8 protein-coding genes are annotated in these 6,486 nt (G+C 71.8%); 5 read left to right on the top strand and 3 right to left on the bottom strand.

Features of this window, described 5'->3' with window-relative positions; translation table 11 throughout:
• From ACFE86_RS04200 to ACFE86_RS04180, 5 genes are all read left to right on the top strand, one after another.
• A partial coding sequence (locus tag ACFE86_RS04200; protein ID WP_375454069.1) for a transporter associated domain-containing protein occupies positions 1-372 on the top strand: 372 nt, incomplete at its 5' end.
• Between the two features lie 356 nt (positions 373-728).
• Positions 729-1,937, top strand: coding sequence for a diguanylate cyclase domain-containing protein (locus ACFE86_RS04195; protein WP_375454068.1), 1,209 nt, complete (start codon positions 729-731; stop codon positions 1,935-1,937).
• 260 nt (positions 1,938-2,197) lie between these two features.
• Positions 2,198-3,226, top strand: a complete 1,029-nt coding sequence (locus ACFE86_RS04190; RefSeq protein WP_375454067.1) for a histone deacetylase family protein — start codon at positions 2,198-2,200, stop codon at positions 3,224-3,226.
• A 121-nt stretch (positions 3,227-3,347) separates the two neighbouring features.
• On the top strand, positions 3,348-4,130 hold the full coding sequence (locus tag ACFE86_RS04185; protein ID WP_375454066.1) for a class II aldolase/adducin family protein: 783 nt from the start codon (positions 3,348-3,350) through the stop codon (positions 4,128-4,130).
• Positions 4,127-4,771: a pyridoxamine 5'-phosphate oxidase family protein gene (locus ACFE86_RS04180; RefSeq protein WP_375454065.1), complete on the top strand. Its 645-nt coding sequence runs from the start codon at positions 4,127-4,129 to the stop codon at positions 4,769-4,771. The genes ACFE86_RS04185 and ACFE86_RS04180 overlap by 4 nt, the downstream gene beginning before the upstream one ends.
• Positions 4,772-4,835: 64 nt before the next feature.
• On the opposite strand, the gene bfr is transcribed toward ACFE86_RS04180, so the two are convergent.
• From bfr to ruvA, 3 genes are all read right to left on the bottom strand, one after another.
• Positions 4,836-5,333, bottom strand: coding sequence for a bacterioferritin (gene bfr, locus ACFE86_RS04175; protein WP_375454064.1), 498 nt, complete (start codon positions 5,331-5,333; stop codon positions 4,836-4,838).
• A 49-nt stretch (positions 5,334-5,382) separates the two neighbouring features.
• Positions 5,383-5,661 (bottom strand): bacterioferritin-associated ferredoxin, encoded by a 279-nt coding sequence (locus ACFE86_RS04170; RefSeq protein ID WP_375454063.1) that lies wholly within the window; start codon positions 5,659-5,661, stop codon positions 5,383-5,385.
• A gap of 205 nt (positions 5,662-5,866) precedes the next feature.
• Entirely contained in the window at positions 5,867-6,484 is a 618-nt protein-coding gene (ruvA, locus tag ACFE86_RS04165) for a Holliday junction branch migration protein RuvA (protein WP_375454062.1), read from the bottom strand.
• Positions 6,485-6,486 lie beyond the last annotated feature (2 nt).

Genomic DNA, 6,486 nt, shown 5'->3' with positions numbered 1-6,486 from the left:
GACGAGTACGGCGAGGTGATGGGCCTCGTGACCCTGGAGGACATCCTGGAGGAGATCGTCGGCGACATCGCCGACGAGCACGACGTGACGGTCTCCGGCGTGCGCCCGCAGGGCGACGGCTCGGTCAACGCCGACGGCGGCGTGCCGATCCGCGACCTCAACCGCGCGATGGACTGGAACCTGCCCGACGAGGAGGCGACCACCATCGCCGGCCTCGTCATCCACGAGGCCCGCGCGATCCCCGACCAGGGCACCGCCTTCAACTTCCACGGTTTCCGCTTCCAGGTCCTGCGCAAGGCCAAGAACCGGATCACCACCCTGCGCATCACGCCGCTGGAGCCGCAGCCGGGCACCAGGCGCCCCGACGCGTGAGGCCGGAAGCGGCACGGAGCCACGGAAACGACGGTGGGCCGCCGGCATCGCGGCCGTCTGTCCATGCGGATGCATACTTCCGCAAATGTATAAAAGATGCAGCCGCAGGAGCGATGCTGAAACCCTTGGCTTCGTGCCATGGTAAGGCAACCTTCAGTCCTTCGTTGCAATCTAGAGGGAAGTCTACCGGGCATCTGGGGCCTTTCCGACGACGTTGAGACCCGTTCGTCGGGAAGCGCGTCGCGACGAGGACCGGGAACCATGGCGATCCGCGTGATCGGCTGAGGTTCCGGTGTGCCCGCAAGGTCGGAGCCCGCCGATGTCGGGTCGCGTCGGAGGGAGGTGGCAAGCGGTCCATGCGTCTCGACATCTCGACCCTGCTGCTCGTGAACTTCGTCCTCACCTTCCTCGTCGGCGTGCTGTTCCTGCTGTCGTGGGTTCAGGCGCGCACCACCCGCGCGCTCGCGATCTGGGGAGTCGCCCATCTCCTCGGCGCGCTCGCCTCCGGCGGCCTGGCCCTTCGCGGGACGATACCCGACCGGATCTCCATCGTCTTGGCCAACGCGGTGCTGATCGCCGCCTACGGCCTGATCTGGAGCGGCGTGCGCGCCTTCGAGGGGCGCGGCCTGCGCCTGCCCGTCGCGCTCGGGGGCGGCGCCGTGTACGCGGCCGCCTGCACGGTGCCCGCTTTCTACGCCTCGATCGACGCGCGCGTCGTGCTGGCCTCCTCCATCGCCGCCGCGTTCTGCGCGGGCGGCGCGTTCGAGATCTGGCGCGGGCGCGGCGAGCGCCTCGTCTCGCGCTACCCGGCGGTCGTCCTGCTCTCGGCCTACGCCGTCTGCTACGCGGTGCGGATTCCCGCCGTGATCGCCGCGCCCTCCCCGCACGATCTTGAACCGCTCCAGTCGCCCTGGGTCGCGATCCTGTGCTTTGCCGCGATGCTGTTCACGATCGCGATCGCCTTCACCTTCATGGCGCTGACCAAGGAGCGGGCCGAACGCGCGCAGCGGCTCGCCGCCTCGTCCGACCCGCTCACCGGCATCGCCAACCGTCGCGCCTTCGTCGTCGGCGCCGAGGCGATGCTGGCGCGTCCCGTGCCCAGCGCCCTGCTCTTGTTCGACCTCGACCATTTCAAGGGCATCAACGACAGCTTCGGCCACGCCGTCGGCGACGGCGTGCTCATCGGGTTCTGCGTCATCGTGCGGGCGCTGCTGCCGGACGGCGCGGTCTTCGGCCGGCTCGGCGGGGAGGAATTCGCCTGCCTGATCCCGGACCGGACCCCGGAGGCGGCGCGGGCGGAGGCCGCGCGGCTCGGCCGCGCCTTCGCCGCGCTGCGCCTCCCCACCCTGCCGCGCCTGCGGGTGAGCGTCAGCATCGGCGTCGCGCTCAGCACCCCGGGGGCGGGCGATTTCGATGGCCTGATGCGCCGGGCCGACCTCGCCCTGTACCGCGCCAAGCACAACGGCCGCAGCCGCACGGAACTCGCCGCGGCAGAGCCTTCCCCGCACGGCGCCGGGGGCCCGCTCCCGGCCTGCCGGGCGACCGCGCGTCACTCCGCCGGCTAAGCATCATTGCGCGAAGTGGCCGCCGGTTCGCGCGAAAAAAATGATGCGGCACCAAAGAGATCGAAGCAGGCATTCGTGGGGCGACCCACGAATGCCTGCTTAGGCTGCGCCCGCGCCGCCGCGTCTTCCCGCGCGAGATCCGGTCGGGTCGGGTTCGAGCCGGCCGACGCGGACGGAGGGCCCGGTCCGCGTCAACGGCGCGTTCCTTGAAGCCGAAGCCCGCATCCGCCTATCAGGCCGGATCATCCGGGCGAGGGCCGATGCGCATCTTCCATCACGCCGACGCCGTCCGGCACGATCCTGAGCGTTATTTCCGGCGCGGCGCCCTCGTCGCGCATCCGGAACAGGCGATCCGCTACCGGGTGCTGCGGGATGCCGCGGCCGGCGCCGGCCACGCGCTGATCGACGCGCCCGACCACGGCCTCGACCCGATCCTCGCCGTCCACGAGCCCGGCTACATCGACTTTCTCCGGCGGGCCTGGGATCGACGCGCCGAGATGCCGGGCACTGGCGACGAAGTGCTGGCCGGCATCTTCGCCCGGCCGCAGATGCGGAGGCGGCCGACCGGCCTGCTCGGGCTCGTCGGGTTCCACACCGCCGACACCTCGACGCCGATCCGCGCCGGCACCTGGGCCGCGGTCCGCGGTTCGGCGCAGGCCGCGGTCGCGGCCGCCGACGCCGCGCTGGCCCACGGGCATGCCTACGCCCTGTCGCGGCCCCCCGGGCACCACGCCTATGCCGGATCGGCCGGCGGGTTCTGCTTCCTCAACAACAGCGCCGTCGCCGCCGAGCGGATGCGCCGAACCGCCGGCGGCCGGATCGCGATCCTCGACATCGACGTGCATCACGGCAACGGCACGCAGGGCATCTTCTACGAGCGCGCCGACGTGCTGACGGTCTCGGTCCACGCCGACCCGTCGGACTACTTCCCGTATTACGCCGGCTATCCGGACGAGACCGGCTCGGGGGCGGGTGCCGGCTTCAACGCAAACCTCGTGCTGCCGCCCGGATCGGGTGACGAGCCCTGGCTCGACGCGATCAGGGCCGGCCTCTCGGCGGTCCTGGCGCACCGCCCCCGCGGCCTCGTGGTGGCGCTGGGCCTCGATGCGTCCGAGGACGACCCGATCGGTGCGCTCGCGGTCACGCGCGGCGGCTTCGCGGCGGCGGCCACCGCCATCGCCCGCGCCGGCCTGCCGACCGCGATCGTGCAGGAGGGCGGCTACCTGTGCGAGGCGCTGCCGCACAACCTCGTCGCCGTCCTCGACGCCTTCGACGCCGCCCGGCCCTGATCGGCGCGGGTGGCCCGGCAGGACGCCGAGGCTCCGCCGGCCCTCTACCCTTATGGGTTGCGCGGCCCGGGGCAGCGGTGCAGGTTCCGCGGAGGCACCACGATCTCGCGAGGCGACGCCCATGAGCAATCCGGTCCGGCTCCGGCCGCAAGGGTCCGAGCACCCCGCCGCCGACGCGATGCGCGTCGACCTCGCCGCCGCCTACCGGCTGATCCACCGGCTCGGCCTCGACGACAGCATCTACACGCACATCTCGGCGCGGCTGCCGGGGGCCGAGCACCGCTTCCTGATCAACCCCTACGGCCTGCGCTTCGAGGAGGTGACGCCGGCAAACCTCGTCACCGTCGACATCGACGGACGGGTGACCGACGATCCGCTCGGGCTCGGCATCAACCCGGCGGGCTTCACGATCCACAGCGCGATCCACGCCGCGCGCCACGACGCGATCTGCGTGCTGCACACCCACACGGTCGCCGGCGTCGCGGTCTCCTGCCAGGCGGAGGGGCTGCTGCCGCTGAACCAGTGGTCGATGCAGTTCGCCGGCCGCATCGCCTACCACGACTACGAGGGCATCGCGCTCGACCTCGACGAGCGTCGGCGGCTGGTCGCCGACATCGGCGACAAGTCCGTGATGGTGCTGCGCAACCACGGCCTGCTCACCTGCGGCCGCTCGGTCGGCGAGGCGTTCAAGCTGATGCACAACCTGGAACGCTCCTGCCGCGCGCAGCTCGCGGTCCAGGCCGCGGGCGCGCCCGTGATCCGGCCCTCGGCCGCGGTGGCCGCGAGGACCGCGGGCCAGTACGCGGCCGGCTACGAGCGCGTCGCGGTCGAGGGCGCACCCGACCACGAGTGGGACGCGTTCAAGCGGATGCTCGCGCGCACCGACCCCGATTTCGTTTCATGAGCGAGGCGCCGGACCACGACGCCGACGCTGCCGGGACCATCGACGCGCCCGAGGCGCTGCGGGTGCATGTCGGCCCCGTGCTGCCGCTCGCCGAGCGCAAGGTGATGCGCCGGCTCGATCGCTTCGCCCGCGACTTCATCGCGCTCTCGCCCTTCCTCGTGCTCGCCTCGATGGACGGCGAGGGCCGGGCCGATGCGAGCCCGCGCGGCGACGCGCCGGGCTTCGTCCGGGTGCTCGACGCGGCGACGCTGCTGATCCCGGACCGGCGCGGCAACAACCGCGTCGACAGCTTCGGCAACGTGCTGGCCAATCCGGGCATCGGCCTGATCTTCCTCGTGCCGGGCATCGACGAGACCCTGCGGGTGAACGGGCGCGCGCGGCTCGTGACCGGCGCCGACCTGCTCGAACCGCTGGCCGCCCAGGGCAAGGTGCCGACGACGGGCCTGCGCGTGTCGGTGGACGAGGTGTTCTTCCACTGTGCCAAGGCGCTGATCCGCTCCAGGCTGTGGGCCCCGGAATCCCGGGTGGAGCGCGCGCGCTTCCCGAGCCTCGGCCGCATCCTCGCCGAGCAGAGCGGCACGGTCAGCGTGGCCGACGCCGAGCGCGCGATGGAGGAAGGCTACCGCACGCGGCTGTATTGACCGGCTGGGCGGCCCGCTTGGCGGGGCCGCGGGGCAGGGGACGTCGCTCCCACCGAACCGGCAATCACTCGGCTTCGGGCGCGACCGGCTCCAGGCCGCCGATGTGGCGCTGGGCGTAGAGCGGCAGGCCGATCTGCGCGATCAGCGTCTGCTGCGTCTCGAGGAAGTCGATATGGCCCTCCTCGTCCTCGGCGAGGTCCTCGAACAGGCGCTTCGAGACCCGGTCGTTGATCGAATCGCAGTACTTGGCCGCCTCCAGGTAGAGCGCGCGCGCCTCGACCTCCGCGGCCAGATCGCAGGCGATGATCTCCTCGACGGTCTGGCCGATCCGCAGCGGGTCGAGTTCCTGAAGGTTGGGGAAGCCGTCGAGGAACAGGATGCGGTCGACGAACCGGTCCGCGTGGTTCATCTCCTCGATCGACTCCTTGCGCCAGAACTTGGCGAGGTCGATGTAGCCCCAATCGTTGAGCATGCGGAAATGGAGCCAGTACTGGCTCACCGCGGTCAACTCGCTGCGCAGGCCGCGGTTGAGGTACGCGATGACCTTGATGTCGCCCTTCATGGAACCCGTACTCCCCCTTGGATGGCGGGGGAACGCACCGGGCCACGCCTCAGGCGGCGATCCCCTCCTCCGCAGCCTGGACCTTTCCCAAACCGCAGCCGGTTGCGCAACCCGTCCCGCAGGCATGGGCGTCGTGGCCGGCCTCGATCGCCGCGGCGGCGAGCGCGTCCCGCATGATCGTGCGGATGGTGCGCGCGCAGCGCCCGCATTGCGGGCTGCAGCCGAGGCAGGCATGGACCTGGGCCGGCGTGCGCGGGCAGCCGGGACCGGGCCCGAGGCATCCGCGCACGGCGCCGTCCGACAGGACGTTGCAGGAACAGACGATCATGCGATCCAAAAACCTGCTGACGCGGCACCCGTATCCCGCGGCGGCCCCGGCGCGCGGGGCCGCCCATCGGCCGGCGTTCCAGTTTAGAATTCTTGAAAACCGCATGTTTTCAAGGTGTTGGTCCACCACGTGAGATGCCATCCCGCGTCCCGCGGGTCAAGGCGCCGTCGCGACGGCCGCGCGCGGACGGGTCCCTTGATCGACCCTACCGCGCCAGCTCCCTCAGCCCGAGCCGGATCAGCACCTTCGTCTCGGCGCCTTCGCCGGCGCCCTTCAGGGCGGTCGCGATGGCCGCCGAGGCCTGGAGCTGGGCGTAGCCGAGGTTGACCAGGGCCGAGATCGCATCCGCCACCGGCTGCGGCGCGGTGCGGTCCTCGACCGCGCCGGAGAGCGCGATCAGCGCCGGATCGATCGGCGCGAAGGCCGGCGCCTTGTCCTTCAGCTCGGCCACGAGCCGGGCTGCGAGCCGCGGCCCGACGCCGGGCGCGCGGGCGACGGCGCCCCTGTCGCCGAGGGCGATCGCGGAGGCGAGCTGGGGCGGCTCCAGCACGGAGAGCACGCCGAGCGCGACGCGGGCGCCCACGCCCTGCACCGTCTGGAGCAGGCGGAACCACTCGCGCTCGGCATCCGAGCGGAAGCCGTAGAGCCGGATCATGTCCTCGCGGACATAGGTCTCGATCGCGAGGGTCGCGGCCTCGCCCGGCTTCGGCAGCCGCTGGAGTGTGCGCGCCGAGCAATGCACCACGTAGCCGACGCCCTGGACGTCGAGGATCACGAAATCCTCGCCGTAGGAATCGACCACGCCCTTGAGCTTCCCGATCATGC

The organism is uncultured Methylobacterium sp. (genome assembly GCF_964244095.1).
In the GTDB taxonomy this organism is placed as follows: domain Bacteria; phylum Pseudomonadota; class Alphaproteobacteria; order Rhizobiales; family Beijerinckiaceae; genus Methylobacterium.
Note: the sequence above shows the minus strand (reverse complement) of the source record. Positions and strands in the feature narration are given on the sequence as shown.